We start from the raw sequence: 2,884 nt of genomic DNA, 5'->3' as shown, positions 1-2,884 counted from the left end.
AATTTATATTATACATAGTATTATATTAATCTTTCCTCATAGGGAATCAAAACATAGAAAACCAAAAGCAAAAACGGGCTCCTGTTAAGATTAAAAGTTGAGAAAGATAAAAAAGTCATTATTTTTAATTCTATTTTAATTATCTTCAAATTATCTTCAATCTGGTTAAGAGGGCGATAATGCTTGTTTGAGGTAGGGCTCATCTCCGAGATTGAAAATGTAGGAGGCATTAAGGTTTCAGAAGGAAATTTGAGGTGGATATTATTCACCGAGAGTTCTCACCAAAAAATAGATATTAATAAAAGAATTTTATCCAAATTTCGACATATGCGGATGGAGGAGGGTAACCACTATGCCTATATCAAAATAGGAGGCTTGGAACCCCGAGAAAAAATTGTTTTAAGAATAGGTTTCAGAGTTATTACTCGGGATATGCGATTTAAAATTCCCAAATTTAGTGCAGAGGATTATGTGGGGAGCTTAATCCAAGAATATTGTAAGCCTAAGGGGTATTGGGAAACAAGAGACAAAACCATTATCGCCCTATCCGAGCAACTGTTATCTGTGAGTCCCAGTATGCTAAGTCTTCTGGTAAACATTTTCAAACTGGTTCAAGAACGAATAGGATTCCGGGAAAAACGGAAGGACCGGCTAGGAGCCGTGGCTGCGTTCCAAATGAGGGAGGGTGACTGCGACGAATTATCAGATCTCTTCATAACCCTTTGTAGGGTCTGTAGAATTCCCGCCAGAAGAGTTGTAGGTCTAGTTGTTAACAACAGAGAGAGATTTGAAAACCATGCTTGGGCAGAAGCCTATATACCCAAGGCGGGATGGGTTCCCTTCGACCCCGCTCTTAACCTCTTCGCAGCCATAAGTAAGAAACACATTGCCAGATGCAAAATGGGAAAGCAATCAGACTACCCCTCAAGAAAAATCTCATGGAAAACACACAAAAAATTCAAAAAATCACCGGTAAAAATAAACGAAACCGACGTAGAATACGTAAAAGAAATTCCACCCTAACTTGTAGTTCGAGCTAATCTGACACATTATTCTATCATCATAAAAGACAACTTTTAATTTAATGATTTACCTCTAATTATGAAGAAAGAATATTGTTTTTAGATTGATTTAGGATTTCTGTTTGGGAGTTCTGTGAGGTGATATAATTGAGTACTGATACAGTTTTGAAAGAAGTTAATTCAAGAAGAGATGATGTTATTAAACTAGTGCAAGAGTTGATCCGTTATAAGACCGTGAATCCTCCCGGAGACACAAGTGATTGTGCGGATTTTATAAAGGATTATCTTTCTGAACGAGGGTTAAAAGTGAAACTTTACGAATCCGAAAAAGGAAAAGTTAGTGCAGTGGGGATCCTAAAAGGAGATGGTGATCGCCGTTTTATTTGGGATGGACACATTGATGTGGTGCCCATAGCCAAACCAGATGCGTGGACTGTCGATCCTTGGGAAGGCCAAATAGTTGAATCACGTATTGTGGGCAGAGGAGCTGCAGATATGAAGGGGAATGTTGGAGCGGCTATGGTGGCTGCCAGTATTTTAGCGGAAAAAGATATTAACCTGGGAGGAGACCTAGTTCTAGCTTTTGTTCCAGATGAGGAGACGGGTGGATACTTGGGAACTGGATACCTCGTTGATAAGGGTGTTTTAGATGGGGATGCATGTATTGTGGGCGAATTCTCACCCTTCAATACACTATGTGTGGGAGAGAAAGGTATTCTGTGGCTGAACGTGAAGGCCAGCGGAATACCAGCACATGCCAGCGTGAAATTCCTAGGAGTTAACGCCATAGACATGCTCTACAAATTCTTTGAAGATCTTTACCAGATTGAAGAAGTTGACAGAAAACTTCCCGCTGAATTCAATAAAATAATTGAAGTGGTCCAACCAACCCTAAAACAACTTGAAAGCATAGGATTTCCAAGAGAATTACTCAACAACATGTATAGCCGACTGTCCGTAAATGTGGGAATAGTAAAGGGTGGAGAAAAAGTCAATATTGTCCCTGCCAACGCCGAAGCAGAGATAGACATAAGAATTCTTCCCGGAATGGACTATGACCTAGTTAAAAAAGAAATAGATCAAATCCGAAAAGACTATAATAACAAATTATGGGAAAAATATCCAAACCTAAAGGCTGTAGGGATAGAAGGTATAACCATAGATGAAACACTCAGATTTGACCCCTCCTACCAGAAGCTTGATGCACCTCTGGTTCCCCTGATGAAAAGAGTAATACAAAAAGTCACCGGCAAAGAACCTTTATTATTTGTACACACTGGAGGCACAGACGCCCGATTCTTCCGCGCTAAGGGGATACAGAGCATTTGCTACGGAGCAGGCTCAGAAACTCCACACGGAACTAATGAATACGTACCAATAGAGGGTCTGATCGAGGCTACGAAAGTTTATGCACTCGCTGCGATGGATTTCCTAGCTACTACCTGACCTTAAATAAAGTTCTTAGAATTTTCATTGCTTCATCAATAGTCAAATTTTTCAATTTTTTCGCTTCTTCGTAATGTTCTCCGCAGAACCATCCCGCATAAGGCGGTTGATCGGTCATTCCCAGTTTTTCCATTTTTTTATCCCACTCATGGTCCTTTGCACGTTTTTTAAAATAGACTAACCCACCTTCTTCACTATCTCGAAAATCTTTATCACATATATAGCATATCGGAGGCTTCATAAATACACCCTCTAATTAAAATTTTTTTCCTCAAAACTTGTATGGAACTTATATAGAGCTAAGTTTACGTTAACCTACTCAAAAACATTATGGAAAGAAATAAGTTTCTGATATAAAATTTTTTCGCTCTTAAATAAGATTTTTGTGGCTGATTTTTCCAGTTTTCTTATGAAGG

At 39.0% G+C, this 2,884-nt stretch carries 3 protein-coding genes; 2 read left to right on the top strand and 1 reads right to left on the bottom strand.

All coding sequences use genetic code 11. The features are described 5' to 3' along the window. Window positions 1-183: 183 nt before the first annotated feature. Together ACUVXA_RS19145 and ACUVXA_RS19140 are read left to right on the top strand one after the other, a co-directional pair. Window positions 184-1,023, top strand: coding sequence for a transglutaminase-like domain-containing protein (locus ACUVXA_RS19145; protein ID WP_445872891.1), 840 nt, complete (start codon window positions 184-186; stop codon window positions 1,021-1,023). Between the two features lie 146 nt (window positions 1,024-1,169). After that, window positions 1,170-2,468, top strand: a complete 1,299-nt coding sequence (locus tag ACUVXA_RS19140; RefSeq protein ID WP_445872890.1) for a M20 family metallopeptidase — start codon at window positions 1,170-1,172, stop codon at window positions 2,466-2,468. On the opposite strand, the gene ACUVXA_RS19135 is transcribed toward ACUVXA_RS19140, so the two are convergent. Then, window positions 2,461-2,709 carry a hypothetical protein gene (locus ACUVXA_RS19135; protein WP_445872889.1) on the bottom strand — a complete coding sequence of 83 codons (249 nt, stop codon included), beginning with the start codon at window positions 2,707-2,709 and terminating at the stop codon, window positions 2,461-2,463. The two genes, ACUVXA_RS19140 and ACUVXA_RS19135, sit on opposite strands and share 8 nt — an antisense overlap. Window positions 2,710-2,884 lie beyond the last annotated feature (175 nt).

The sequence above is a fragment of the Candidatus Jordarchaeum sp. genome (genome assembly GCF_052745115.1).
Note: the sequence above shows the minus strand (reverse complement) of the source record. Positions and strands in the feature narration are given on the sequence as shown.

Bases quoted from the DNA above. Each gene is read 5' to 3' on its own strand.
- ACUVXA_RS19135 (WP_445872889.1), bottom strand. From the start codon at position 2,709: ATGAAGCCTCCGATATGCTATATATGTGATAAAGATTTTCGAGATAGT.